The organism is Paenibacillus spongiae (genome assembly GCF_024734895.1).
GTDB classification, from domain to species: Bacteria; Bacillota; Bacilli; order Paenibacillales; family Paenibacillaceae; genus Paenibacillus_Z; species Paenibacillus_Z spongiae.
Genome location: NZ_CP091430.1, coordinates 2,126,967 through 2,150,923 on the forward strand (window position 1 = coordinate 2,126,967; position 23,957 = coordinate 2,150,923).

Consider the following 23,957-nt stretch of genomic DNA (forward strand, 5'->3'; position numbering starts at 1 on the left):
CCTGATCGCTCATTATGCTGCTCTTACTACGATATGCGCATTAGCTCGGCTAACATCACCTTTTTTGAGGAAAAAGTTCGGATGCGGCAGTTCGTTATTCAATTGCAGAAATTTCAGTATTCATGAATGGAGCGTGAGGAGCAGCATGCAAGCAGGATTCGTACGTAAGATCTCCCGGGGGACCTGGCTTATGGGAGCGTTGATCGCGGCTGGTGCGGTTATGCTCGGCTTTGCTTTGAGTCAATCGTCCGCGGAGGAGCCGCCGGGCTGGATCGCCATGAACGATCAGGTTGAGGCGGTCTTGAAATCGGGGGAGATGGAGGAAGAGAAGACGAACGATACCGATCCTTCGAAGGAGAAATCCGTGGAGACACAGGGCAGAGCCGTTAACGGAGAGAAGGCTGTGACGGACAAAGAACCGCAAGCAGTCCAGGTGAAGCCGGGCGCTGCTGCTCCGGACGCGCCGGCGGGGAACCAAGAGGGCGCGAAGCAGACCGGTAATGAGGAGGCGGACAACTCGGGAAAAATCGACATAAACCGCGCAACCGCCGACCAGCTGGATGCGCTGCCGGGAATCGGCGCTGCCAAAGCAAAGGCGATTATCGCCGACCGCGAGAAGAACGGACCTTTCAAGACGACGAAGGATTTGCTGCGCGTGAAGGGAATCGGAACGAAAATGCTCGAAAAAATGAATCCGCTCATTGTCGCCGGGTCTTGATTATGCGAGAATAAGTGGGACAGGCAAAAATGGGCCTGTCGCCCATTTAAGTCGAGGAGGAATAGTTCAAATGTCAGATCAACCGAAATTATCTTTAGAAACGCTGGCCGTTCATGGAGGCCAGGAAATCGATCCTACGACACTGTCCCGTGCAGTGCCGATTTATCAGACTTCTTCATACGGCTTCCGCGATACGGACCACGCAGCGGATCTGTTTGCATTGAAAGAATTCGGCAATATTTATACGCGTATCATGAATCCGACGAGCGATGTGTTCGAGAAGCGCATTGCCGCCCTGGAGGGAGCGCCGGCAGCGCTAGCAGTTGCATCCGGACAAGCGGCCATCACATACTCGATCTTGAATATTGCCGGTGCGGGCGACGAAATCGTATCCTCGACGAGCCTGTATGGCGGAACGTACAATTTGTTCGCAATCACGCTTCCGAAGCTTGGCATTAACGTGAAGTTCGTCGATCCTTCCGATCCGAGCAATTTCGAAGCGGCGATTACCGATAAGACGAAAGCGGTATTCGCAGAAACGATCGGCAACCCGAAAGGCGATCTGATCGACATTGAGGGCGTAGCGGCGGTTGCCCATAAGCATGGCGTGCCGCTCATTGTGGACAATACGTTCCCGAGCCCGTTCCTGTGCCGTCCGATTGAACACGGCGCGGATATCGTCGTTCACTCGGCAACCAAGTTTATCGGCGGCCACGGGACGTCGATCGGCGGCGTTGTCGTCGATGGCGGCAAATTCGACTGGAAGGCAAGCGGCAGATTCCCGGGCCTTACCGAGCCGGATCCGAGCTACCACGGTGTTGTCTACACGGACGCAGTAGGACCTGTGGCCTACATTATCAAAATGCGCGTGCAGCTGCTCCGCGACATGGGCGCGGCGCTGTCTCCGTTCAATTCCTTCCTCCTGCTTCAAGGGCTGGAGACGCTTCATCTCCGTATGGAGCGCCACTGCTCCAATGCGCTTGCAGTAGCGCAATTCCTGGAGGCAAACGATGCGGTTGAATGGGTAAACTATCCGGGGCTGCCGAGCCATCCGTCTTATGATCTTGCCCAGAAGTATTTGCCTAAAGGCCAAGGCGCGATTCTGACCTTCGGCATTAAGGGCGGACGCGAAGCCGGCAAGAAGGTGATCAATGCGGTTAAGCTGTTCTCGCATCTGGCTAATGTCGGGGACTCCAAGTCGCTTATCATTCATCCGGCCAGCACGACTCATCAGCAGTTGACCGAAGAAGGCCAGATCGCAGCCGGCGTAAGCCCGGGCATGATCCGGCTGTCGGTCGGCACGGAAGGCATCGACGACATTCTGGCGGACCTGCGCCAGGCGCTCGAAGCCAGCCAATCATAATTTTAGAAGAACGAAGGGAAGTATGAGGCGATGGAAACGTCACCGCAAGACAGCGTGCGCAAAGATTGGGACACCTACTTCATGGATATCGCTTATATGGTCTCGACACGTTCACGTTGTCCGCGCAGACATGTTGGCGCTGTCTTGGTCCAAGGGAAGAAGCTGCTGGGCACCGCCTATAACGGCGCCCCGATGGGGGTGGACGATTGTTCGGAAGCCGGCTGCATGATTGTCGAAGAGGTTGAGCTGACGATGGTCGATTCGGAGGAGCGCATGGTCAAGAAGCAGCGCTGTATCCGTACGATCCATGCGGAGCAGAACCTGCTAATGTTTACCGACCGGATCGACCGGGAAGGGTCGACGGTCTACGTGACGGATCAACCTTGCTGGACCTGTGCCAATATGTTGGCCAACAGTGGTGTCAAAGAGATCGTCTACCATCGCAACTACCCGAAGGACAGCGAGAAAGTGGTAACGCTGATGACACAGAAGGGGATCGTCTTTCGGAATTTAGCCGAATACGAGCCTCCCGCCCATTCGGGCATGAGTGTCATTTCGTAGTGCGGTAGCAAGCAAAAGGATATCGAGTGGAGGAAGAACCTCCGGACGCGCCGATCGCGGTGCAGCCGGGGGTTCTTTTTGTTTTTAACACGAATCGGACGTATAGGTTTCCGCGATACTTTGCTTCTATTAATGAGTGAGAAACTTAAGAAGACCGCCAAGAAGGCGTCTGCCGTTTCTGCTTGTACGGCGTGAGCGGGAAGGGGAGAAGGGTATACACCGATGATTATATGTGATGGAGCATTTTCGAAAATAGACCGCAGTGGAGCATGTGAATAACAGCAGAGCAGGGAGGTGAACTTGAGATGACGCGAAGACCGATCGTTCTATTCACGATTTGCTGGGTGATCGGCAGTGCCGCGGCGGCGGGTCTGACGGGCCGCGGGGTCGTGCTGGCAGGCGGCGCGCTTGCCGCCGCGCTGCTCGCAATGACCCTGCGGCGGCGCGAGTCGTGGCTGCTCGCCGCGGCATGCCTGGCCGCGTTCGGCGCCGCTGCAGGGGAGCGCATGTGGGCGGATGCCCGCAATGTCACGGCGCTCCAAGACCTGTTCGCCGCCGCAGCGGCGGGCGTTCCATCGGCTTCCCCTGCCGTGGAAGCCGATGGAACGATTATATCCGCGGTCGAGATCGACGGCGACCGCGTACAGTTCCGCGTGAGCGCGCATACCGTCCGCGTCGAGGGCGAGCAGGCGCCGCGGGAGCTTGGCGGCGAGCGCCTGCTCGTGCAGGTCCGGCTGGAGGAGCAGCCGGACCAGGCCGTCGCCGCCCGCTGGCAGCGCGGCGAACGGGTTCGCGTGGCCGGCGGGCTGGAGCTGCCGGCTGCAGCGACCAACTTCGGCGGCTTCGATTACCGCCGCTACTTGAGCGGCCAGCGCATTCACTGGCTGCTCAAGGCGAAGGGGCTCGCCTCCGTGCAAACCGCCGCGGGCCCGTCCTTAAGCAAGGCGTCGCTGCTGGGTCGCATCGACGCAATGCGCAATGCCCTCGGCTCGCGGATGGACGATCTGTACCCGGGGGAGCAGGCCGGGTACATGAAGGGCCTCGTCCTCGGCATACGCGAGGATCTCGATCCCGACCGCTTCCGTCAGTTTTCCCAGCTTGGACTGACGCACATCCTGGCCATCTCCGGCCTCCACGTCGCCGTCTTTCTCTACGTGCTCGGAGGCCTGCTCAAGCTGCTGCGCATGACGCGCGAACGGATGCTGCTCGTGATGATCGCGGCTGTGCCGTTCTATGTTCTGCTTGCAGGCGGTTCGCCGTCCGTCATCCGTGCAGGGATCATGGCGATGCTGGGCTTGACGGCGGCCCGGCTGGACAAGCTGAAGGACGGGCTGCACCTGCTCTCGGCGGCCGCGCTCCTGATGCTTCTCTATGATCCTTATTTATTGGAGGATGTCGGCTTCCAGCTGTCGTTCATCGTGACCGCCGGGCTCATCGTCGGAGTTCCGCCGGTCCGAAGGAGAATGCCGGACTCGAAGCGATGGAAAGCGCTGTACGATCTGGCTGCCGTAACGATCGTAGCCCAGGCGGTTTCCTTTCCGCTGACCGTCTATTATTTCAACCAATTTCATCTGTTGTCTCTCCCGGCCAACTTTGCGCTCGTACCGTTCATAAGCTTCATCGTCATGCCGCTTGGCGGAGCGTCGCTGCTTCTGGCTGGGATATGGCATCCGGCAGCCGCCCTGCTGGCAAAGGGAGCGGAGATCGCCAATGACCTTACCTTCGGATTCGTACTGCAGCTCAGCGAGGTCGAACGGTTCCGCTATATTTGGGCAAAGCCGCCGCTTTGGTGGGTTGCTGCCGTCTACGGCGCCTTAGGGCTTGTGGTCCTCCTCCTCAACAGGAGATATATGGATTCGCTGCAGCAGGAAGAAGGCGCGATAGACAGCATGATCGCAGACACCATGCCGCTTACGGAAGCGGCTGCTGATGTGAATAGATGGGGTGCGGTCGAAGGGGGGCGACCGGTAGAACCGAAGCGGGAGACAAGGTCGGGCAGGCTTCGCCGCCGCTGCGCTTCTGCAGCCGGCATTGCGGCATTGCTGCTGCCTCTCCTGTGGGCCTATTATCCGAATTGGCACCGGGACGATGCGGTCGTTCATTTTCTCGATGTCGGGCAGGGCGATTCCATTCTGGTGCGATCAGCCGAAGGCAAGCATATCCTCATCGACGGCGGCGGCATCGTAAGCTTCCGCAAGCCGGGTGAGGAATGGAAGAACCGCCGCGATCCATTCGAGGTAGGGCGCAAAACAGTCGTTCCGCTCCTGCAGCAGCGCGGGGTGCAGGCGATCGATCTGCTCGTGATGTCCCATCTCGATAGCGATCATATAAGAGGGCTTCATGCCATCGTGTCGAGCATCCCGGTGAAACGAATCTTATGGAACGGGACCTACAAAGATTCGGAGGATGCGCGCATGCTGCTGCAAGCCGCCGTCGACCGGGGCATTCCGCTCTTCCGTGCGGTTGAAGGGCAGAGCTGGGAGCTCGGGAGGAGCGCGCGAATGACGGTTATCGGCGGCGCGGACGAGAAGCTCTTCATGGATGCGGAGGCGACGAAGGAAGCCGCCATGGCCGTGCCGGAGGTTGAAGACCAGAATGGGCATAGTGTCGCCTTCCTTCTTCACCTCTACGAGCGGACGTTTCTGTTCGCCGGCGACGCCGACGCCAAAGAAGAGCGGGCGCTTCTGACGCGGGCGGAACGGATATTCAAACAGCGGCAGCAGCAGATGCGTGTCGATATCATGAAGGTATCCCATCACGGAAGCAAGACGTCGACGACGGCAGAGTGGCTCGCTTATTGGCAGCCGAAGACCGCTGTTATCTCGGTCGGCCGGACCAATTGGTACGGACATCCGAATCCGGACGTCGTGAAGCGGCTTCAGAACGCAGGAACGCATATCCTCCGGACGGACAGGGACGGCGAAGTGCAAATACGGGTTACAAAGAAGAGCGAGCTGTTCACGCGTACGATGCTGTCAGACCATCGCGAGTCATGATATAGAAAGTGAACTGTCTGCTAGCAGCGAGGCAGATGTTTTTCAGCCCTGCTGCGACGATAAACATAGTAGGCGATAGGGTAATTATTTCAATCCGAGAGGCGTTTCCGGTGAATGGCTGAATCCATTGGCGGAGGCGCCTCTATGTCTATATTTACCACTGGTTATTGGGCTGGTCCCGCATGTAGTCTGAGGCTATACGGTTTTAACATTTTCTGATATGCTTTATTTTGGGACTTTCTATTCCAAGATTACAAACCTAAAAATATTTTAAAGACTTTTTACCTATGTGTGCAACATTATTGCCATCCTTTCCGTCTGAAAGGTTGCAAGAGAGGGGGATCCTCCGTGGTGGAGCCCGGCCTAATCAAAGCCGCACAAGCGGGCGACGGCGACGCTCTGATTTCTCTATTGCGTGAGATTGAAAATCATGTTTACCGGACAGCCTACTATATACTTAATAACGAACAAGATGCATTGGATGCCGCGCAGGAGGCGCTAATCCGCATTTATACCAAAATCGGATCCTACGAAGAGAAGGCGCAGTTTAAAACATGGGTTCAACGAATCGTAACGAACATCTGTATCGATAAATTCCGGCGCAACAAGCCGACGGTTTCCATTGATGAGCATGAAATGGTGTTCAGGGACTCCCATACCGTCGAGGAGGAAGTGCTTTCCGCATATGCCGTTCAAGATATCCGGAAGGCAATCGATAAGTTACCTGAACATCATCGCGCTGTCGTTGTATTGCGGTATTTGCAAGATTTCTCGTATAACGAGATTGCGGATTCTCTTGATTTGCCGCTCAACACCGTAAAGTCTTATTTATTCCGGGCGCGGCAGCAGCTTCAAACGTACCTACATGACTATCAGAAAGGTGGTGTCCGAGGATGAATTGTCAAGAGGGGATGGAATATATGCAAAGACAGCTGGACGGCGATCTCGACGAGCGGGAAAGCGAAGCCTTGATAAGTCATACGAGGCATTGCCAGCAGTGCGCGGCGATGTTCGAGCGTCTGCAGCTGCTTTCCGCCGGATTGGAGAATTTGCCGAAGGTTACGCCGCCATACAGCATTGTCGACGCGATCCTGCCTCGTCTGCCGGAGCTGCCTGCTGTCGAAGCCGCCCATGCTGCTGCCGCCGGTGAGAAGGCGCGTCAGCAAGCGAAGCCGATCGTACCCGTCAAGCGCTGGAAGGATCGGTTCTCGCTACGCGCATTCGGCGGCGTTATCGCAGCCGGTGTCGTCGTAGGCCTGTTTCTAGTAACCTACCAGCCGGACGGTGCGGAGAAAACGGCCAACAGCTTGAACAGTGCGGCGGACAGTGCAGAAATAGCGGCAACGGATGCCGGCGGGGAACCGGCCATGCAGAAGCAGTCATCGAACAATGGCAGTGAGCAGAAGGGAAACAACGAGGTCGAAACGATGTCCTCAGAGGAACTTGGCGCGGAAGAGTCGGACGGAGCGCAGCAGTCCCGGTCTAGAAGTCTAGCCGATCCAGACAGCAGCAGCGAGCGAGACGGCAGCGACAAGATCAAGTCGGGTACGTATTACGTGCCGGAGAATCAGGACGCGAAGAAGGAATCCGAGCCCAACGAGGGCAAGGGCAAAGGGAACTCGCCGAACTATAGTCATGAGATCACGAATCAGAATGGAGAGGATTCCTCCGCGGGATCTCCGGATGACAAAGGTATAGCGGATATCAATCAGATTGATGAAGCGGAAGACGCCAACCATAAAGGGATTTTGGGCACCAAGAGACCGGTAGAGGAGAATTTGTCCCCGAACGGGAACTATAAGGCTGTCATTTCCCAGAATGTGCTGAGCGTGTATCAGGCCGCGGATAATGGGCTTCTGTTCCGAAGCGAGTCCGATTCCGGCGAGCTCGGAGCGATCGAATGGGCAGCCGACAGCAAGACGCTGACCTATGAAGCGCAGTCTAAAGACGGCAGCGTGCAGAAGTTTGTGGTTGATCCTGAGGCGGGCACTTCGCACGTTATCAACCCTTAATTATTTATCTTCAGTCACACATAAGGGGATAATTGCGTATAGTGATGTATCGGAAAGCGTCAAAGGGCGATGCCTTTACGTCGTATGATCATCCGCAGATAGTACCATGGACTGTCTGCTTGCGGATGTTTATATAGATGTTTAGGGACAGAGGGATGAAGCGCAATGGCTTCATCCCTTTGTTGCGTTTCAAGGCTCCGCTGCTTGAATGCGTGTGTAAGTGGCGCTGCGCATGGTATGATAGATGAAACATGGATTTAGGAGAGCTGCGGATGGAAATCAAAGACGCGATGAAGGAATGGAAAGCAGGGCAATTTCGGCCTGTCTACGTGCTATATGGGAAAGATCGGTACCGGATGAAGCAATTTGTCGCCGAATTGACGGACAAGCTGCTGCCGGCGGAGGAGCAGGAGCTCGGCGTCGTCAAGTTTGACATGGCCGAGTCCCCGATCGGAGAAGCCATAGCCGAAGCGGAAACGCTGCCGTTCTTCGCTTCCTCGAAGCTGGTCATCATTCGCGACCAGTCGGTGCTGGCGGCGGCTTTAGGGGGCAAAGAAGGCGGCAAGATCGACCATCAGACCGACCAGCTGCTAGCCTATCTGCAAGAGCCGTGCGAGAGCAGCGTTATCGTTTTTCTCGTTTACGCGGAGAAGCTGGACGAACGCCGCAAGGCGGTCAAGCTGCTTAAGGAGCGCCATGCGCTGCTCGCCTTTCAGGAGCTGACGGAGAACGAGCTGCTGCTGTGGACGATCAAGAGGGCTGAGGAGCAGGGTCGGACGCTTAGGCGGGAAGCAGCCGAGATGCTGCTGACAAGAACGGGCACAAGCATGCAGCAGCTTGCGCTAGAGGTCGATAAGCTCTGCCTGCACGCCGGGCAGGGCGGGACGATCGGCGAGCTGACCGTCGACAAGCTGATTGCGACAACGGTCGAAGAAGACGTCTTCGCGCTCATCGACGCAATGGCCTCGCTGCAGGTGGAGCGGGCACTGAAGCTGTACAACGAGCTGCTGCTGCGCCGTGAGGAGCCGATCAAGATTACGGCGTTGATCGCCCGTCAGCTGCGCATTATGCTGCAGGTGAAGGAGCTGGAGCAGCACCGGTATTCGCCGCAGCAGATGGCTGGACAGATCGGCCTGCATCCTTACGCAGTCAAACTGGCGGCCGAGAAGGCGCGCAAATTTACCGTCGCGGCACTAGGGGGGCATCTGGACCGGGTTGCCGAACTCGATTACCGGATGAAAACCGGTCAAATTGATAAGACGCTCGGGCTGGAGCTATTCCTTCTGTCTCTGGCCGCTTCGTAATCGATACTGGAGAGCATTAAAATTGACACAGACACAGCAGTCAAAAGGCATCAAAAAAAGTCCTGTCATCCGCTTGGCGGTGAACAGGACTTTTATGTCATTAGGCTTGAGCCGAAAGAGCATTCAGCTTTTTCGCTAGACGAGACTTTTTGCGAGCAGCCGCATTCTTATGAATAAGGCCTTTCGTAACCGCTTTGTCCAGCTTCTTCGTTGCTACGATCAGAGCTGCTTTAGCAGCATCAACATCAGTTGCAACCACAGCTTGGTCAGCAGCTTTAACGGCCGAACGGAGCGCGGATTTTTGCGAAGCGTTCAGAGCGCGACGCTTTTCAATCGTTTTAACGCGTTTCACAGCGGATTTAATGTTTGGCATTGCATTCACCTCCCGTAAAAGGAAAAACCCCATTGTAACAACACAACTTGAAATATTTTATCACGTGAATGCCCAAATTGCAATAGCTCATCGTCACTCCACTGCGCGCAGGAAAAGGATCTCCGCATAAATCAACGGATGCTTCCGCAAACTAACGCCAAACGATATGGAAGGAGCGCCCTTGCGAATGAATGAACGTGATGAACTTGATTTGCAGCAGTTTTCGGCAGGAATCGATTTGGCGCTGGAAGCGAAGGAGCTGGCGGAATCCGGGGGTAATGGACCGATTCCTGGCGTCCTCTCGGAGGTATCGGACGAAGAAGGCATTAAGATTACTCGCCTTCAGGTTCAGAATGAGGAAGGCGCGCGGGCGCTAGGCAAGATGCCCGGCCATTACGTGACCTTCGAGGTGCCGGATCTGCGAAAGCTGGACACGGGGCTGCAGGACCGTGTCGCGACCAAGCTGGCACAGGAGTTCGAGTCCTTCTTGGACCGTATCGGAGTCGGCAAGAAGGCGAATGTCCTCATCGTCGGACTCGGCAACTGGAACGTTACGCCCGATGCGCTCGGTCCGCTGGTTGTGGAGAACGTAATGGTGACTCGGCATTTCTTCGAGCTGATGCCGGATCAGGTGTCGCCGGGCTATCGCAGCGTTAGTGCCGTCGCTCCCGGCGTTCTGGGCATCACCGGGATCGAGTCCAGTGAAATTGTACAGGGAATCGTGGACCGGGCAAAGCCGGAAGTCATCATCGCCATCGACGCCCTTGCCTCCAAGGCGCTCGAACGGGTGAACACGACGATTCAAATTGCGGATACCGGCATACATCCCGGTTCGGGGATCGGCAACAAACGCCGAGGGCTCACGAAGGAGATCATGGGCATCCCCGTCATCGCGATCGGCGTTCCGACAGTCGTGTATGCTTCTACCATCGTCAACAATACGATCGAGCTGATGCGAAGCCACGTTCAAGCGCAGAATGGCAATACGGATCAGATCTTCGGGCTGATCAACAAGATGGAAGACAAGGATCGTCTGCAGCTTGTTCGCGAAGCTTTGGGGCCGCTCGGTTACGATCTTCTGGTCACTCCGAAGGAAATCGACCAGTTTATCGAGGACATCGCCAACATTATTGCGAGCGGCTTGAACGCAGGCTTGCACGATGCGGTCGATACTTCGAATGTGTCTGCGTATACACATTAAGATCGATGCCATGCATGGACTGCTGCACCCGGGGTGCAGCTTTTTTGTGTGCTTCCGGAGCAGAATCTAGTTTTCTATCAAATATGTTGTTCTATGAATTCGTTCTGTCCCATAGGTTAGTAGTAGCTAAGTATTGGCGAACGCTTATGGTTAGGGGGAACGAAAGGTATGAAACAGGTTGTCGTGACATGGAACTTGGCTAAAGGGAGCCGGAATCTGCGCAAGCTGCTAGTAACGGGCCGTATGTTCGCGTTGTTGTCGCTAGGATCCATGATTATGGTTATCGTCATAGGCGTTGGTGCGATTGTGCAGCAGAAAGCTGCTTCCTCGCCCGTTTCTTCGATGAAAGGGTTCGCGGCCAACGTTTCGGGCGGGCTGTTCTCGGATATGCTTGCAATGGAGATGCCAGGCAGCGGCAGCAGCGAGCGGGAGACATCGATTTCCGGCAAGCAAGTGGGCGCATTCCTCGTTCGTCTGCTGACCGATATCAATCCGGATGATCCGAAGAGCTTGCTTGCGGGGGAATATCCCGGTTTGAAAACGGAAGATACGGTGCTTCTGCGTCCAGGCTCCGTGGCGGAGGAGTTTGTCGAGCCCGGGGATCATGGCCCAATAGGTGCGGCCACCCAGAATGAAGACCAGTCCGGTCCAAGTTCGGACGGGTCGGGGCGGCCGGATCCCGGCGCAGGAGAAGATCGAAGCACGGATGACGAAGGTTCGGCGGCACCGCCTGCCTCGCCGCCTTCTACTCCGCCTGCCGATAACCCGGCAAAGCCGGATACAGCCGCAAAGCCGACGACGGGCAAGGATAAAGTGGTTTTTATCTATCACTCTCATAACCGGGAATCGTGGTTTCCTGAACTGAAGAGCAGCGCGAAGGATCCTACCTCTTCGACGAAGAACATCACCCTGCTCGGCAAACGGCTGAAGCTGAAGCTGGAGGAGGAGGGAGTCGGAGCGACGACCTCTTCGACCGATTATCCGACCGCGATAAAAAAATACAATTGGGCGCTATCCTATAAATATTCGAAAAATACGGTCAAGGAAGCGATGGCTTCGAACGATCGGCTGAAGTTTTTCTTCGATCTGCACCGCGATTCGCTTCGAAAGAAGAATACGACCATCACGATCGAGGGCAAGTCGTATGCCCGTGTCTACTTTGTAGTAGGCCAAGCGAATCCGAATTGGCGGAAAAACGAGAAGTTTGCAAGCAGCATTCACGACGCGCTGGAGAAGAAGTATCCGGGTCTGTCGAAAGGGATTCTAGGCAAGACGACCGCCAGCGGCAACGGGGAATACAACCAATCGCTTGCGCCGGACAGCATCCTGATCGAAATCGGCGGTGTGGATAATACGCTGGAGGAATCGTACCGGACGATCGATGCGCTGGCCAAAGTGATTGCCGATCTATATTGGGACGCGGAGAAGGTTAGCGAGCCGGTGGCGAGTTAATAATCGAAGAAACGGGTTATCCCGGAAGGAGGAGCAAACGTATGCGCCGTCAATCTATGAAATGGGCATTTGTCGGAGGAATGGTCGTGCTTGTGGTTATGTTCGGCATCGATCTCGCGTCGAACGGAGTGGAACGGATATACGGACCGATGGATAAAGGGACTGAATCGACGGTCGGCCGTCTCACATATGACGATGCCGGACAGGGCCGGAGCCGTGTCGAATCGGGCTTGTACGACGATGAGTATTATAATGGCGATCTCCTTCCGGAGGAGCGGGATCTGAAGACGAACCGATCCGCACGCAGCGTCGAGGAAGCGGCCAAGCTGCGGGACCGGCATGGCGCCGATGAGGAAGCCTACGATAAGGAGCTGGATAACGACAGGCTGCCCGGCATACCGGATATGAGGGAGGATTCGACCGTGAACAAGCTGGCGGATGGGACGGCAGGCGTCCTTCAATCGCTGTCGAGCCAAGGCATCCGTTTCGTTGTTTCCTTCTTCGAATCGGTTACGGATTGATGGTCAACCCCCAAACTGATATAATAAGTGGAATGACTGGCAATTGAGCACTATGTGGGGGTTAAGCATGGCGGACGTACGTGACCGACAAAAGAAAATCCGAAATTTTTCAATTATTGCCCATATCGATCATGGCAAATCGACTTTAGCGGACCGGATCTTGGAGTACACCGGCGCTCTTTCCTCGAGGGAGATGCAGGCGCAGGTACTCGACAAAATGGATTTGGAACGCGAACGCGGCATCACGATTAAGCTGCAGGCCGTCCGGCTCGCCTATAAAGCGGACGACGGCGTAGAGTATATTTTGAATTTGATTGACACGCCCGGACACGTCGACTTTACGTACGAGGTGTCGCGCAGCCTTGCGGCATGCGAGGGAGCGCTGCTGGTCGTGGATGCTGCCCAGGGCATCGAAGCGCAGACGCTGGCGAACGTCTATCTGGCGCTGGACAACAATCTGGAGATCGTACCTGTCGTTAACAAGATCGATCTGCCCAGCGCGGAGCCTGAACGGGTCAAGCAGGAGATCGAAGACGTTATCGGATTGGATGCAAGCGATGCCGTCTTGGCTTCGGCCAAGGCGGGCATCGGCATCAAGGAAATATTGGAGCAGGTCGTCACGAAGATGCCTTCGCCGACCGGCGATCCGGATCAACCGCTGAAGGCGCTGATCTTCGACTCGCATTACGATGCATACAAAGGCGTCATCGTCTATGTGCGCGTTGTGGACGGCAGCATTAAAGCCGGCGATAAGATTCGCTTCATGGCAACCGCTGCCGAGGCGGAGGTCATCGAGGTCGGGGCGTTCCTGCCGCGGATGGCCATCATTGACGAGCTCTCCGTCGGAGATGTCGGGTTCATCGTGGCCGGCATTAAGAACGTGAAGGATACGCGAGTCGGGGATACGGTAACGTATGCGAAGAAACCGGCCCTCGAGCCGCTCCCCGGCTACCGGAAGAGCAATCCGATGGTATTCTGCGGGCTGTATCCGATCGAGACGCAGGATTATAACGATTTGCGCGAAGCGTTGGAGAAGCTGGAGCTTAACGACGCATCGCTGAGTTATGAGCCGGAGACATCGACGGCGCTTGGCTTCGGCTTCCGCTGCGGTTTTCTCGGCCTGCTGCATATGGAAATTATACAAGAGCGGATCGAACGGGAATTCAACATTCCGCTTATTACGACCGCGCCGAGCGTTATTTACCGCGTGACGCTTACGAACGGGGATATGATCGAGATCGATAACCCTTCCAACTACCCGGAGGTCGGCAAAATCGAATTCGTCGAAGAGCCCTATGTTAAAGCGTCCATTATCGTGCCGAATGATTATGTCGGCGCCATTATGGAGCTCTGCCAGGGCAAACGCGGCGAGTTCGTCAACATGGAATATTTGGACACGAACCGCGTTACGATTACGTACGAGGTTCCGTTATCCGAGATCGTCTATGACTTCTTCGATCAGCTGAAGTCGAGCACGAAGGGCTATGCCTCCTTCGACTATGAATTGACGGGCTACCGCCAGTCGAAGCTGGTGAAGCTGGACGTTATGCTCAACAACGAGCAGGTCGATGCGCTGTCCGTCATCGTCCATCGCGACCGTGCGTATCAACGCGGACGGATCATCTGCGAGAAGCTGAAGGAATTGATTCCGCGGCAGATGTTCGAGGTGCCTGTTCAGGCCTCGATCGGCACGAAGATTATCGCCCGCGAGACGGTCAAGGCGATGCGCAAGAACGTATTGGCCAAATGCTACGGCGGCGATATCTCCCGGAAGCGGAAGCTGCTTGAGAAGCAGAAGGAAGGCAAGAAGCGGATGAAGCAGGTCGGTAACGTCGAGGTGCCGCAGGAAGCATTCATGGCGGTGCTGAAAATCGACGAGGATTAATGTTACTATCCGCTCCATGCCGGATACGAAGGCGAAAAGGGTCACGTCACGTGACCCTTTTCTCAACCTTATCGAAAATAAACATTTTAGAGGCATGCTTATTTCGATAAGGACTTAGGGAAGAAACGGCTGCGGCGCCAAGTATGGCGGGAGGCGTTACTTCTTCAATAATGGTTAAGTTACGTGAAGCTTTGCTTATATTTCAAGAAGAGAAGAAACTCATTTCGCCGCGAAGGGCGTCCGCCGTTTCATCTTGTGAAAAGAGGTAAGTTGTTATGCTGCATCATGCGCCCCGTGCGTTATATATACACATTCCATTCTGCACCAACAAATGTCACTATTGCGACTTCAACTCCTATGTGCTGAAAGGCCAGCCGGTCGATGAATATTTGGACGCCTTGGAGCGGGAGATGGCGATGACCGCCGCTGCCATGCCGGCGGATGAAATTCGCACCGTATTTGTCGGCGGAGGTACGCCGACGGTGCTGACTCCGCCGCAGATGGAACGTTTTCTGCAATCGGTCAAACGGCATTTCCCCATTGCGCCTGAAGCGGAGTTTTCGATGGAAGCGAATCCGGGGACAACCGACGTAGATAAGCTTGCGGCCATGCGGGCGGGGGGCGTAAACCGGATCAGCTTCGGCGTACAGTCCTTCGATAATGCCTTGCTGGAGCGAATCGGCCGGATCCATAACGTGGATGACGTGTACCGCAGCATCGAGAATGCGCGTCATGTCGGGTTCGATAATTTATCGATCGATTTAATGTTCGGTTTGCCGGGACAGTCCGTCGAGACGCTGTCCGACAGCGTGAGCCGCGCCCTGGCGCTGGACCTTCCGCATTATTCCCTTTATGGATTGAAGGTGGAGGAGAATACGCTGTTCCACGTTCTGTATGAACGCAACGAGCTTACGCTTCCGCCGGAGGATGACGAGCTTGCCATGTACATGCTGCTCATTGACCGGCTGAAAGCGGCCGGTTATGTCCATTATGAAATAAGCAACTTCGCCAAGCCGGGCTTCGAGAGCCGCCATAATACAACTTACTGGCGGAATGAGTCCTATTATGGGGTTGGAGCTGGAGCGCATGGCTATGCGAAGGATCAGCGGCATATTAACGTCAAAGGAATTAAGCCATATATGGAAGCAGCGCTTGCCGGCCTTCCGCGTTTGGAAACCTCGACCGTAACGGAAGAAGAGGCGATGGAGGATTTCATGATGGTAGGCCTTCGACTGCTCCGCGGCGTCACCAATAAGGACTACGCAGCCCAGTTCGGCGGCCGACTCATGGAGGACCGGTTCGGAGAGCAGCTGCGTAAGCTTCTCGATGAAGGGCTGCTCGAACGCACCGGAGGCGACGGGATTGATGGCGGCTATAAATTATCGGACAAAGGGATCCCGCTCGGCAACGAGGTTTTCGGCGCATTTATTAGTATAGCTGCCGATTAATCACGATGATTTAATAGATGTCCATGAATGCAAACAAGCGGCCGGCTTCGGTCGCTTGTTTTGGTATATGCGTTTGAAACCGCATGGCACGTGTATTATTGATTCGGTTCATGTTTATCGAGCATCTTGTTATTGAAGGAAGCCGATCCGCCTTTAGGGATACTGAGCGTCTGCCATTCAGCAGACCGGAATGCCTTGGCGACATAGACCAGCTGACCGACATGATAGCCATAATGGGAAATTTGCCTATGAATCGCTTGAATCACGGTATGGGCTTCTCCGCGAATCGAAACCGTGCGCAGCAGGTCGACAGGCGTCAGCCCTTCCAGCGCGGTGAACAAGGCGCCCCAGCCCTCTTCCCAACGCCGGAGCAGCTCTTTGCTGGTGGCGTTGTCATGGCTGAATTCCCCATCCCGGTTCCGGGTGGGCTTCTCGCCGTCGCTCGTCAGAAAGTCGGTCCATCGCGACAGCATGTTGCCATATAGATGGTTCACGATAATGGCGATGCTGTTCGACTCCGGCTCCGGTACGTAATAATAGCCTTCCTCAGGCAGCTGCTTAAGCGCCTTGTCGCCGAGCTTCTTCTGGCCGCGGAAGTCTTGCAGCGATAACGTGAGGACGTGCTCGGCAAGATTTTGTTCCATTCCAGCTTCATATGTACTCGTCATAGTATCACGCTCCTTTATATGTAAATCATACCGCGACTGTCACCTGGCGGGAAAGTCAAATGTTTCTATCGCCGTGATAAAAACCACTTGTGTACTCATGCGTCCTGATGTATATTTATACAATAATAATGGTTGGTTACATCTAGGTGGAGGCGAGGGTAAGATGCAGGCGGTATGCAGAAGTGCGACGCTGGAAGACGTCGAAATATTATATACACTAATACAAGGTTATGCAGAGAAAGGAATTATGCTGCCGCGCTCGCGTCACGCTCTGGAACGCCAAATCGATACGTTCGTTGTTGCGGAAGTAAATAATGAGGTCGTAGGCTGCGGATCGCTATGCAAGCTGGGAACGGATCTCGTCGAAATCCGTTCGCTCGGCATTTCCGACGGCTATAAGGGGCTTGGGATCGGCAGCAAGCTCGTCGACTTTCTAATAGAAATGGCCAAAGAGCAGCAAATTCTGAAGGTGATGGCGTTAACGTACGAGGTTACATTTTTCAAGAAGAACGGCTTCGCGGTCGTGGACAAGGAGATTTTCCCCGAGAAGGTCTGGACCGACTGCGTCAACTGTCCGAAGCAGGAATGCTGCGACGAAATAGCGGTGCTCAAAATGCTGAACTGACTTGACAATCGTCGAGTTGGTTTTTGAAACCCGCATAGATACTGGGTTTTTCGTTAAAACAGTATAGTCGTTACACTAAAACTGCTATCTGCAGACTTGATCACTATATCATTAGGGCACAATCCTTAAATGAGGAGTGGTCTTTTTGTTATTAAAATTTGCTATAAAGGATTATTTGGCGGAGAAGGAGTATAACAATCTTAGTGATCAAACTATTGAGACCTATGCTACGACACTTAATGAGTTTCAGGCATTTTGTGCAGCGCAGGAAGTTGTTGATGTAGATGATGTTAGTTCAACGCTGATTAAATCGTACTTACTTCATTGCCAGAAAGAAAGAGGTAATAACGCAACCACACGTAATGGCAAGTTCCGACGAATTAAGATCTTCTTCAATTATCTAGAAAATGAAGAGATTATTGATGCGAAGAAGAGTCCGATCCGCAAACTGTCCTATGTACGAGAAGACATTAAGATTGAGGCGTTCACCGATTATCAAATCAATCAGATGCTCAATTATTTTCGACGTGTCAGAAATCGAGGACGTACATTTAGATACTACCGGGACTACAGCATTGTTATCTTTTTACTTGGGACAGGTATTCGCTTAGGGGAATTGGTTAATTTAAAGTGGAATGATATTAACTTTAAAACTCAAGTGGTGACTGTGTGGGGAAAGAAACGGGAGCAATCCTCTATCCCCATTACAAACAAACTTGCCAAGGAGTTAGCAGAGTATAAGGCGTTCTCTGAACAATACTTCGGGAAGCTCAGCGAATATGTCTTCCCAAGTGAGACTACTAATAAGCAGATGACAGTTGAAGGTGTAAAATCAATGTTCCAAAGGCTGAAGGTTGCAATGAATTTTAGCGATGTTAGACTATCAGCACATACATTTAGACATACATTTGCACATCGTTGCCTAATGGCTGGAATGGATATATTTTCACTTCAAAAAATGTTACGACATAGTAATCTTGCTATGACTCAAAAATATTTGAGCATTTGGGGTACGGCTCTTAAGTCGCAAAATGATTTATATAACCCGTTGAATGACATACAACTTTAGTGATGACTCCTAACAGACCTCCTAAGACGCGTAGGAAGCCATTTAAGGCGTACAGGACTTATCACACAATGATGTTGGTACTATATCTGATCCATTGTAGAGGGCAATATGAGCTTATTACGCCATATGTGCTGTGCAAGCAATAACAAGAGTGTCATAATGCTGTATCTCATCAAACCCTTAATATATGAGGGTTTTTCTTTTGTATATAAAGCCTCATATAAAGCAAATCATCAACTTAGATGGTTCATTTTATCCGCGGCTTTATTCTACTTCCTCTGCACTGTTGTACATGGTAATATATACCTAGACAATACATATTCGAATTGCACACATGAATTGGAAATATAGTACAGGGATTCTCGTAGATGGGGTTATTAAGTAGGTTCATAAACGCCTCAAACATTTAACCAATTCATCATGATTAATAATTGTCGAGATATGGTAGGTATATGATGATTTAACACGATAAAAACAGAAAATTTAAAAGGGTGTTGGGCTGGATGATAGAATTTGACTGGAAAATGCTTTCTTCTAGTGTATTAATAAGTGCGTTTTTTACTTCAACTATAGGAATCTGGCTAAAGAGTAATTTTGACAGAAAGTTGGAAAAGCAGAAACACCAGTTAGAAATAACCAAAACCAACTTAAATGCAGAACATCAGAGAAATATCGAACTTTTGAAATCAAATGTTTTGCAAATGAATGAAATGAAGAAGAAAAATCTTGAGCACTTTCAATCTGTATCTCAGATTTCACAACAAAAAAGAGTAGAACATTTAGAGAGAATGTGGGAATTATATATTGATGTTCGTGCCGCAGTCAGTCCAATAGTTAGTTTCTACGGCGTATTCTTACCAAGTGAATATCTTGATGCATATAAAAATAGAAAAGAAAAATTGAATCTAAAGTCGCTAGAAAAGATAACAGTTCCTAGAAATTACGACTCTTTTGCTGAACTGATAGAAATAGAGAAAATTCGACCATTTCTTGGTGATGAATTGTACTACAAAATGAGATCAGCTTATTGTGTGGTAATGAGAATAGCAGTGAAGTTTCAAACAGAGTTTGACGATAACACAATTTACTTTTGGAATAAGGATGAACTATTAAGAAGCCATATTGAGATTTGTTTAGATGATAAATTTCCTGACTACCAAATGTTTATGGAGAATGAGAACAACCCAAGTATTTTGCAAATAGTTTTGGGTGCTATAGAAAGGGAATTAAACAGGTTGATGGGAGAGGTTATTTCAGGTGAACGAAGCTCGAATATGAGTATGGAGAAAACACATTCGCTCCTCAAGAATGCATTTGATATTAGAAAATAATATTTAATACTCTTTCAACGGTAAACTAAATCGGTGGTGATAGAACGTATGATTTATACTATTCACTTTTGGTATAAAAAATCTAATAGCAAGAAATCGGCTCATAAATTCGAAGGAATAGTATTCGCTAAAAACGAAGACCATGCCAAAGAGCTTGTGAAAAATCTTTTTACTGATTTTCCTATTGTCGTTGAGGGAATGATGACTGCTAGAGGTAGTTTGACTGAAAGAACTTTAAATGATATCTACAATGAGAGACCAGAGTTAATAGGAATATCTCCAGAACAAGGTCATATTTATGATGAATTTTCTCACAGAAATTCTATTAGAAGATATGTTGGCAAGTAGTTCAAATTAAAGAAGTTCCTTCCATGGTACAGACAATTTAATACTCAAGGAGAATACCTCATGTCAATGCTTCTTGTAAGTGTCTTTATTTTTGTAATTGTAGTTATTTCAAGACTTATTTTAAATCTATTTAGATTAAATAAAACGAAAATGTACCTTCGCGAGTATATGAATTGGTTAAATTCAGGCGAAGCAAGAATCGATTTAATGGAACATCAACACATGGTGACAACATTAGTAAATAAAGCGGGTAAAGGTGATATCAGAGTACCAGTTTCGCAAGCTATGGGATACGGACAAATTGCGAATTTTAAGGCTGACCCGTTTGCAGCATTTCCTAATCGCTTAGAAAGTGTTGCTCATATTACAATTCAAACTTTGAAGTCGTGTATTGGAATTTATCGTTTTAGATGTTTTGAAAGTTTCAATCCTATCTATTGGTTAGGTTTGATTGTATTTCTCCCAAGAAGCATACTCTTGTATTTGGGAGTTGAAAGTAAATCAATTGTTACCAAAGTGTTTAATTTGTTATGGTGGGCTGGTACTACAATAACCTCTGGTGTACTCATAAAAGAGAATTCGAAAGCTATAAATAGCTATATCTTGACATTTATCAATTAAGGATCAATAAATCCTGATGAGGAGGTTATTAGATGAAAAGAGATATGGAGTTAATCATTCGACTTGCTAAGATAATCGAAGATAGAACGACAGATGAATCTGGATTAGAACTTCATATAGATGATGTTGATGATGCGCTAGTACAATACAATCTCGGATTAATGAGACAAGCAGGATTTATTAAAGCGATAGATGCTTCCAGCTCTGACGGAGAAGAATACCTGCCGCTTAGTTTGACATGGGACGGGCATGATTTCTTAGATGCTGCAAGGAATGAAGTCGTTGTAAGTAGAGCAAAAGAAATAGCTAAAAAACAAGGGGTAGAGTTGTTCAATTTACCTATCCAAGTCATAAAGGATGTTCTTTTAGAAGGTGCAAAAAGTTTATTTACCTGAGCTTATACGTGCGTTGTTGAGGAGGCTTTTATTATGGTTGAACACTTCAAAAACAAAGAAGCAGAATATGAGGCATGGCTTCAAGAGAATTCAACTGGATTTGTATTCAATTACTTTGGTACCGCGGCAAACAATAAGTTACATCACGCAAGATGTGGACAGTTATTTAGGAAAGATAACGTAGATTCAAGAACAACATTAGATAAATACTGCTCTGACAACTATGCTGAATTAGAAGCAAAAGTAATCAGTTTATGCGATGACAAATGGTCTAAGTGTGGACTGTGTTATAAATCTGGTTAGATGGGGGAGTACAATGGCATTCTATAGAGTTAAGTATATGGTTAATAAAGCAGCTGGAACAGGTAGACTGGATATGGAAAATAAATACGGGATGGTTGATACAGATGCTGACAAGAATAATGATGTCGAATTTAGGAAGGTTATTAAAGAGGCTCTGTCCCAATTAGAAAGAGTTCCGCAAAATGAAATTAAGATTGTCAGCTATTCTGAAGAATAGGTGATAGAAGGTTGGTGAGTAGTAATTGGGAGGAGGTGAGAGAGGTGACAGAAAAGGGTATAAGAGTAACTATTGCTTGTGAAAGTTGCGGTCATTTTGTTGATTTAATACCTTTAACTAAAGGGCAACATGCAAACATTTCTAAGATTGAAGGTGATTTTAGAATTGAAGAAATCGATTTAGATTATGATTATTCAGTAGATGCGGTTGAAGAAGTTACAGCGGAAGTCAAGGAAATGCGGATTGATTGTCAAAAATGTAACAATTACATAGTATTAAATGAATTTCCTAGTCATGTTTATTGATAAATATGTGTACGAATGACACATGTTAGAGCCAGTCCTGCTGCATAGGATAGGCTCTTTTTTATATCTCTATTAGCGCCAATGATGCAGAGCGGCTAAACCTTTACCATAATTTACAGCTATTCTGTCACGACTAATTGCTTTATCCTTTAAATAAGAAGGTAACATTATACAATAAAGTTAATTATTATTGTATATATTTACTTTATTAATGGTGAGGATGGGGAAAACAAAGAGATGAAGGATTATGTGTTGATAGATGAGGAAAGCGAAACGTATCAAATTATTAAAGATTTATGGGAGGATTACAAAGAAGCAGTTAGAGTTCACGGATACGGAGCGGAGTCAAAAAAAATATTAATCGAAATTAATAGCCTTTACCCTAATGAGTAAGGCTAGGCACGCTAAGGATTAAGAAAGTAGAGAACCGACCCAATCAACTGGGAATCGGTTCTTTTTGTTTTGCTATTGAATAGATGACTTAAGTCCAGCGATTACCAACTCTCGAATAGCTTCAGAACGATTCTTTAGTTTATTTTCGTGCCAATATGTTTCTATTTGCTCAACCAATTCGTTCGGGAATGTCACAAGTATCTGAGTGTTTTTATCTTTGTCTACAGCCACGATTAACACCTCCAATATAACAATAATAACTTATATAACTTTTTTATTCAAGACCTGTCCAAGACCCGTTGACAGATGAGAACTAAGAATGTATATTAGATATATAAGTTATATAACCAACAAGAGGAGATGTTAACATGAGTATGAGTATTATGAAGATGAACGAACAGGATTTTGAGCAAGTTGCAGCTATTGCACGAAAGATTAATCGTCTGTGTCAAGAATGCGAAGCCATTATCGCAAAGTATGAGCCGAGCCTAGATAATATGACAGAGGAAGAGATTCATCAACTCGACATTAATATTGACCGATCCATAGATGATTTTAAAACATGGATTAAAGTTTGGTACGGAAAAGATTCGGAAGCATACAGACTTGCTGATTACTTCATACACTCGCAGGAAGCAGTAGAGGACTTCTGTTCCAACTACTTCTCTGGAAACCGCGATAATGTAACAGATGATCTGGAGCGATACGGAAGATATTGCTTTGAACAATGTTATGAGGCGATTAATAATGAACCTATATGGCAAAGTGATATGTAGTTTTCGGATTTGGCAGAAGTCTAATATGCTTGAATAAATATACATCCATAAGGAGATGAGTGTATGAATAGTTATGCAATCGGAATGATTTATAAGAAAGGCAATTGCTCTGTTTACTATGGGGATCGAGCGCCGGTATGGGAGATATTGATAAACAGCAAGGAGCAATCCACTTACGGCAAGTTCTACCCAAGCGAGGAAGTGATGATGGCTCAGCTGGAATACTATCGGAGCGAAAAGGAGAACACGACATACATATCCGTGTAAACGCCAAATAATCTATTGACTAGTAGCCAATAGATATGGTAAATTTAGGAGTGTATCAGTTGGCAAACTGGTGCACTCTACATATTCTTCATCATCAACTAACAACAGTATAGCCGATGATTGAGTGTTATGCAAGCATAGATTTGCCTATATGTAGATATACGCAAAATAAATGAGGAGGAATTGAAGCTGAGTCGGAGATGACACTGGGAATCTAAGTCCACAAGCACGTGCAATCGTTAATAACAAACGAAAGGAAAATGCTAGAGTAAGAAATGAAAATGATCAGGATGAACAATTAGATGATCTGTCATTTGAAAGAGAGAGACTTGAGCAAAAGGAACAGATTAATGAAAAAGATGCAGATGATAAGTAAGCACATTAGCAGACGGTTTTGCTAACATCAATTCTGAGAACCAATCCTACACAACTGACAATAATATAAACAGCAAACCCATCAACATGGCAATTCAGTCAATCTGACGGACTTAAAGCAGCAATATCAGACTATATGACAACACGGCAATCACATAAACAGTCATCTTGAAATAGTTTGACAAAATGACATGTGAAAAACCTATATAAACAATGAGTTTTTTGGGTGTCTTCGAAAAAAAGGGTCAAAAGGGTACACATATAATGAAAAACGTTGACAAAATGTCCAAAAGGGATGAGCTATTTCTTATAATTTTGTGACAAAATGATCGAAAAACGGATAGGGGAAAACATAATATTTATAAGGTTTTTTTGATACATGGCTTTCCAAAAGTGCAAAAAGGAGTAACTACTTTTCGGATATAGTCTG

27 protein-coding genes are annotated in these 23,957 nt (G+C 49.6%); 24 read left to right on the top strand and 3 right to left on the bottom strand.

Annotated elements, in window-relative coordinates; translation table 11 throughout:
* The first annotated feature begins 190 nt into the window (after positions 1 to 190).
* From L1F29_RS09650 to holA, 7 genes are all read left to right on the top strand, one after another.
* The gene (locus L1F29_RS09650) at positions 191 to 718 is read left to right on the top strand and encodes a ComEA family DNA-binding protein (protein ID WP_258388107.1); all 528 of its coding nucleotides are present in this window, start codon (positions 191 to 193) and stop codon (positions 716 to 718) included.
* Between the two features lie 70 nt (positions 719 to 788).
* The gene (locus L1F29_RS09655) at positions 789 to 2,081 is read left to right on the top strand and encodes a homocysteine synthase (RefSeq protein WP_258388108.1); all 1,293 of its coding nucleotides are present in this window, start codon (positions 789 to 791) and stop codon (positions 2,079 to 2,081) included.
* A gap of 30 nt (positions 2,082 to 2,111) precedes the next feature.
* On the top strand, positions 2,112 to 2,642 hold the full coding sequence (locus tag L1F29_RS09660) for a deoxycytidylate deaminase (RefSeq protein WP_258388109.1): 531 nt from the start codon (positions 2,112 to 2,114) through the stop codon (positions 2,640 to 2,642).
* A 305-nt stretch (positions 2,643 to 2,947) separates the two neighbouring features.
* Entirely contained in the window at positions 2,948 to 5,638 is a 2,691-nt protein-coding gene (locus L1F29_RS09665; protein ID WP_258388110.1) for a ComEC/Rec2 family competence protein, read from the top strand.
* Positions 5,639 to 5,986: 348 nt separating this feature from the next.
* Positions 5,987 to 6,535: an RNA polymerase sigma factor gene (locus L1F29_RS09670; protein WP_258388111.1), complete on the top strand. Its 549-nt coding sequence runs from the start codon at positions 5,987 to 5,989 to the stop codon at positions 6,533 to 6,535.
* Positions 6,532 to 7,650 carry an anti-sigma factor gene (locus tag L1F29_RS09675; RefSeq protein WP_258388112.1) on the top strand — a complete coding sequence of 373 codons (1,119 nt, stop codon included), beginning with the start codon at positions 6,532 to 6,534 and terminating at the stop codon, positions 7,648 to 7,650. Before L1F29_RS09670 ends, L1F29_RS09675 begins: the two co-directional genes overlap by 4 nt.
* A gap of 272 nt (positions 7,651 to 7,922) precedes the next feature.
* On the top strand, positions 7,923 to 8,954 hold the full coding sequence (gene holA / locus L1F29_RS09680) for a DNA polymerase III subunit delta (protein WP_258388113.1): 1,032 nt from the start codon (positions 7,923 to 7,925) through the stop codon (positions 8,952 to 8,954).
* A 100-nt stretch (positions 8,955 to 9,054) separates the two neighbouring features.
* On the opposite strand, the gene rpsT is transcribed toward holA, so the two are convergent.
* Positions 9,055 to 9,327 carry a 30S ribosomal protein S20 gene (rpsT, locus tag L1F29_RS09685; protein WP_258388114.1) on the bottom strand — a complete coding sequence of 91 codons (273 nt, stop codon included), beginning with the start codon at positions 9,325 to 9,327 and terminating at the stop codon, positions 9,055 to 9,057.
* Positions 9,328 to 9,514: 187 nt separating this feature from the next.
* On the opposite strand from rpsT, the gene gpr reads away from it, so the two are divergent.
* The 5 genes from gpr (at position 9,515) to hemW (ending at position 15,834) form a co-directional block, all read left to right on the top strand.
* Complete coding sequence (gpr, locus tag L1F29_RS09690) at positions 9,515 to 10,528, top strand: GPR endopeptidase (RefSeq protein WP_258388115.1); 1,014 nt, start codon at positions 9,515 to 9,517, stop codon at positions 10,526 to 10,528.
* Between the two features lie 168 nt (positions 10,529 to 10,696).
* Complete coding sequence (spoIIP, locus tag L1F29_RS09695; RefSeq protein ID WP_258388116.1) at positions 10,697 to 11,980, top strand: stage II sporulation protein P; 1,284 nt, start codon at positions 10,697 to 10,699, stop codon at positions 11,978 to 11,980.
* A gap of 41 nt (positions 11,981 to 12,021) precedes the next feature.
* Positions 12,022 to 12,501, top strand: coding sequence for a hypothetical protein (locus tag L1F29_RS09700; RefSeq protein ID WP_258388117.1), 480 nt, complete (start codon positions 12,022 to 12,024; stop codon positions 12,499 to 12,501).
* Between the two features lie 67 nt (positions 12,502 to 12,568).
* The gene (lepA, locus tag L1F29_RS09705; protein ID WP_258388118.1) at positions 12,569 to 14,386 is read left to right on the top strand and encodes a translation elongation factor 4; all 1,818 of its coding nucleotides are present in this window, start codon (positions 12,569 to 12,571) and stop codon (positions 14,384 to 14,386) included.
* A 275-nt stretch (positions 14,387 to 14,661) separates the two neighbouring features.
* The gene (gene hemW, locus L1F29_RS09710; protein ID WP_258388119.1) at positions 14,662 to 15,834 is read left to right on the top strand and encodes a radical SAM family heme chaperone HemW; all 1,173 of its coding nucleotides are present in this window, start codon (positions 14,662 to 14,664) and stop codon (positions 15,832 to 15,834) included.
* A gap of 95 nt (positions 15,835 to 15,929) precedes the next feature.
* Here the strand turns inward: hemW and L1F29_RS09715 are convergent, their stop codons facing one another.
* On the bottom strand, positions 15,930 to 16,502 hold the full coding sequence (locus tag L1F29_RS09715) for a DUF1572 family protein (protein ID WP_373876488.1): 573 nt from the start codon (positions 16,500 to 16,502) through the stop codon (positions 15,930 to 15,932).
* A gap of 163 nt (positions 16,503 to 16,665) precedes the next feature.
* Between L1F29_RS09715 and L1F29_RS09720 the strand changes: the two genes are divergently transcribed.
* The 10 genes from L1F29_RS09720 (at position 16,666) to L1F29_RS09765 (ending at position 22,109) form a co-directional block, all read left to right on the top strand.
* The gene (locus L1F29_RS09720) at positions 16,666 to 17,127 is read left to right on the top strand and encodes an N-acetyltransferase (protein WP_258388120.1); all 462 of its coding nucleotides are present in this window, start codon (positions 16,666 to 16,668) and stop codon (positions 17,125 to 17,127) included.
* A gap of 145 nt (positions 17,128 to 17,272) precedes the next feature.
* The gene (locus L1F29_RS09725; protein WP_258388121.1) at positions 17,273 to 18,196 is read left to right on the top strand and encodes a tyrosine-type recombinase/integrase; all 924 of its coding nucleotides are present in this window, start codon (positions 17,273 to 17,275) and stop codon (positions 18,194 to 18,196) included.
* Between the two features lie 503 nt (positions 18,197 to 18,699).
* The gene (locus tag L1F29_RS09730; protein ID WP_258388122.1) at positions 18,700 to 19,527 is read left to right on the top strand and encodes a hypothetical protein; all 828 of its coding nucleotides are present in this window, start codon (positions 18,700 to 18,702) and stop codon (positions 19,525 to 19,527) included.
* A gap of 48 nt (positions 19,528 to 19,575) precedes the next feature.
* On the top strand, positions 19,576 to 19,875 hold the full coding sequence (locus L1F29_RS09735) for a hypothetical protein (protein WP_258388123.1): 300 nt from the start codon (positions 19,576 to 19,578) through the stop codon (positions 19,873 to 19,875).
* Between the two features lie 60 nt (positions 19,876 to 19,935).
* Entirely contained in the window at positions 19,936 to 20,496 is a 561-nt protein-coding gene (locus L1F29_RS09740; RefSeq protein WP_258388124.1) for a hypothetical protein, read from the top strand.
* A 32-nt stretch (positions 20,497 to 20,528) separates the two neighbouring features.
* A complete protein-coding gene (locus L1F29_RS09745; RefSeq protein WP_258388125.1) occupies positions 20,529 to 20,891 on the top strand; it encodes a DUF2513 domain-containing protein in 363 nt (120 codons plus the stop codon).
* A 33-nt stretch (positions 20,892 to 20,924) separates the two neighbouring features.
* Entirely contained in the window at positions 20,925 to 21,194 is a 270-nt protein-coding gene (locus L1F29_RS09750) for a hypothetical protein (protein WP_258388126.1), read from the top strand.
* Between the two features lie 13 nt (positions 21,195 to 21,207).
* Positions 21,208 to 21,411, top strand: coding sequence for a hypothetical protein (locus L1F29_RS09755; protein WP_258388127.1), 204 nt, complete (start codon positions 21,208 to 21,210; stop codon positions 21,409 to 21,411).
* A 44-nt stretch (positions 21,412 to 21,455) separates the two neighbouring features.
* Positions 21,456 to 21,716 carry a hypothetical protein gene (locus L1F29_RS09760; protein ID WP_258388128.1) on the top strand — a complete coding sequence of 87 codons (261 nt, stop codon included), beginning with the start codon at positions 21,456 to 21,458 and terminating at the stop codon, positions 21,714 to 21,716.
* Between the two features lie 237 nt (positions 21,717 to 21,953).
* Positions 21,954 to 22,109, top strand: coding sequence for a hypothetical protein (locus tag L1F29_RS09765; RefSeq protein ID WP_258388129.1), 156 nt, complete (start codon positions 21,954 to 21,956; stop codon positions 22,107 to 22,109).
* Positions 22,110 to 22,181: 72 nt separating this feature from the next.
* Here the strand turns inward: L1F29_RS09765 and L1F29_RS09770 are convergent, their stop codons facing one another.
* Complete coding sequence (locus L1F29_RS09770; protein WP_258388130.1) at positions 22,182 to 22,340, bottom strand: ribbon-helix-helix domain-containing protein; 159 nt, start codon at positions 22,338 to 22,340, stop codon at positions 22,182 to 22,184.
* Between the two features lie 137 nt (positions 22,341 to 22,477).
* On the opposite strand from L1F29_RS09770, the gene L1F29_RS09775 reads away from it, so the two are divergent.
* Together L1F29_RS09775 and L1F29_RS09780 are read left to right on the top strand one after the other, a co-directional pair.
* Positions 22,478 to 22,885 (top strand): hypothetical protein, encoded by a 408-nt coding sequence (locus tag L1F29_RS09775; protein WP_258388131.1) that lies wholly within the window; start codon positions 22,478 to 22,480, stop codon positions 22,883 to 22,885.
* Positions 22,886 to 22,948: 63 nt separating this feature from the next.
* The gene (locus tag L1F29_RS09780; RefSeq protein ID WP_258388132.1) at positions 22,949 to 23,152 is read left to right on the top strand and encodes a hypothetical protein; all 204 of its coding nucleotides are present in this window, start codon (positions 22,949 to 22,951) and stop codon (positions 23,150 to 23,152) included.
* Positions 23,153 to 23,957 lie beyond the last annotated feature (805 nt).

Excerpts from the sequence above, each read along its gene's own strand:
- hemW (WP_258388119.1), top strand. The coding sequence starts at position 14,662 with ATGCTGCATCATGCGCCCCGTGCGTTATATATACACATTCCATTCTGC.
- L1F29_RS09755 (WP_258388127.1), top strand. The coding sequence starts at position 21,208 with ATGGCATTCTATAGAGTTAAGTATATGGTTAATAAAGCAGCTGGAACA.
- L1F29_RS09765 (WP_258388129.1), top strand. The coding sequence starts at position 21,954 with ATGAAGGATTATGTGTTGATAGATGAGGAAAGCGAAACGTATCAAATT.
- L1F29_RS09740 (WP_258388124.1), top strand. The coding sequence starts at position 19,936 with ATGTCAATGCTTCTTGTAAGTGTCTTTATTTTTGTAATTGTAGTTATT.
- spoIIP (WP_258388116.1), top strand. The coding sequence starts at position 10,697 with ATGAAACAGGTTGTCGTGACATGGAACTTGGCTAAAGGGAGCCGGAAT.
- L1F29_RS09660 (WP_258388109.1), top strand. The coding sequence starts at position 2,112 with ATGGAAACGTCACCGCAAGACAGCGTGCGCAAAGATTGGGACACCTAC.
- holA (WP_258388113.1), top strand. The coding sequence starts at position 7,923 with ATGGAAATCAAAGACGCGATGAAGGAATGGAAAGCAGGGCAATTTCGG.
- L1F29_RS09720 (WP_258388120.1), top strand. The coding sequence starts at position 16,666 with ATGCAGGCGGTATGCAGAAGTGCGACGCTGGAAGACGTCGAAATATTA.
- L1F29_RS09650 (WP_258388107.1), top strand. The coding sequence starts at position 191 with ATGGGAGCGTTGATCGCGGCTGGTGCGGTTATGCTCGGCTTTGCTTTG.
- L1F29_RS09735 (WP_258388123.1), top strand. The coding sequence starts at position 19,576 with ATGATTTATACTATTCACTTTTGGTATAAAAAATCTAATAGCAAGAAA.
- L1F29_RS09730 (WP_258388122.1), top strand. The coding sequence starts at position 18,700 with ATGATAGAATTTGACTGGAAAATGCTTTCTTCTAGTGTATTAATAAGT.
- L1F29_RS09745 (WP_258388125.1), top strand. The coding sequence starts at position 20,529 with ATGAAAAGAGATATGGAGTTAATCATTCGACTTGCTAAGATAATCGAA.
- L1F29_RS09700 (WP_258388117.1), top strand. The coding sequence starts at position 12,022 with ATGCGCCGTCAATCTATGAAATGGGCATTTGTCGGAGGAATGGTCGTG.
- L1F29_RS09715 (WP_373876488.1), bottom strand. The coding sequence starts at position 16,502 with ATGACGAGTACATATGAAGCTGGAATGGAACAAAATCTTGCCGAGCAC.
- L1F29_RS09780 (WP_258388132.1), top strand. The coding sequence starts at position 22,949 with ATGAATAGTTATGCAATCGGAATGATTTATAAGAAAGGCAATTGCTCT.
- gpr (WP_258388115.1), top strand. The coding sequence starts at position 9,515 with ATGAATGAACGTGATGAACTTGATTTGCAGCAGTTTTCGGCAGGAATC.
- lepA (WP_258388118.1), top strand. The coding sequence starts at position 12,569 with ATGGCGGACGTACGTGACCGACAAAAGAAAATCCGAAATTTTTCAATT.
- L1F29_RS09750 (WP_258388126.1), top strand. The coding sequence starts at position 20,925 with ATGGTTGAACACTTCAAAAACAAAGAAGCAGAATATGAGGCATGGCTT.
- L1F29_RS09665 (WP_258388110.1), top strand. The coding sequence starts at position 2,948 with ATGACGCGAAGACCGATCGTTCTATTCACGATTTGCTGGGTGATCGGC.
- rpsT (WP_258388114.1), bottom strand. The coding sequence starts at position 9,327 with ATGCCAAACATTAAATCCGCTGTGAAACGCGTTAAAACGATTGAAAAG.
- L1F29_RS09775 (WP_258388131.1), top strand. The coding sequence starts at position 22,478 with ATGAGTATGAGTATTATGAAGATGAACGAACAGGATTTTGAGCAAGTT.
- L1F29_RS09675 (WP_258388112.1), top strand. The coding sequence starts at position 6,532 with ATGAATTGTCAAGAGGGGATGGAATATATGCAAAGACAGCTGGACGGC.
- L1F29_RS09655 (WP_258388108.1), top strand. The coding sequence starts at position 789 with ATGTCAGATCAACCGAAATTATCTTTAGAAACGCTGGCCGTTCATGGA.